General features: G+C 55.1%; 1 other RNA gene and 1 pseudogene. Both read right to left on the reverse strand.

Annotated elements, in window-relative coordinates:
* Positions 1-64: 64 nt before the first annotated feature.
* Positions 65-439: a transfer-messenger RNA gene (gene ssrA, locus JF66_RS22720) on the reverse strand.
* A 94-nt stretch (positions 440-533) separates the two neighbouring features.
* Positions 534-617: pseudogene (locus JF66_RS23410) on the reverse strand (SsrA-binding protein); the annotation flags it as partial.

The following is a 617-nucleotide window of genomic DNA, read 5'->3' on the forward strand; positions in this document are numbered from 1 at the left end:
GGCCGCCCTCTCGGGCGGCCTGTCGTGTGAACGAAACACTCAACTGCGTGTGACAACCATCCGTTTGTGGAGATGCGGGGAATTGAACCCCGGTCCACTGTTGTGGTCATATGCCTTCTACGGGTGTATCCAGTGAAATCGCTTTCTCGGCCCCGGAATTTGCCACTGGCATCTACTCCGACAGGCCCAGCCTTCGTTTAAGTCCCTCTACACCCCGTGGCTCAATGTAGAAGCAATCTCTCTAAATGACGTCAGGATCCGGGTAGAGAGCATTCCCGATCTGGCGGACTTCGTTAGTGCTTTCGCTTAGGCAGCGAGAGCGAAGTCAGTGCGGTTTGATTTGGCACTTATTGTTTTGCAGAGATCGTTTACGAGATAACCCTGCATCCTCGACCCGCTTCTCATAATTGCGCAAACAATGTCGAAACCGATCATCCCCATGATGGGGTGGTTGTCACACGCTGTTGAGTTGTCGCTGTTCGCCTGCATCACGTGCAGTCCTTCACTCTACATCGGATCAGTGCGCCGGAAAACTAGTCCCCCAGGTTACGACGGGCCGACATCGCCCGGTCCGACTCACGCTTGTCCTGACGTTCCCGAAGGGTCTGCCGCTTGTC

Source organism: Cryobacterium sp. MLB-32 (genome assembly GCF_000738085.1).
Lineage (GTDB): Bacteria > Actinomycetota > Actinomycetes > Actinomycetales > Microbacteriaceae > Cryobacterium.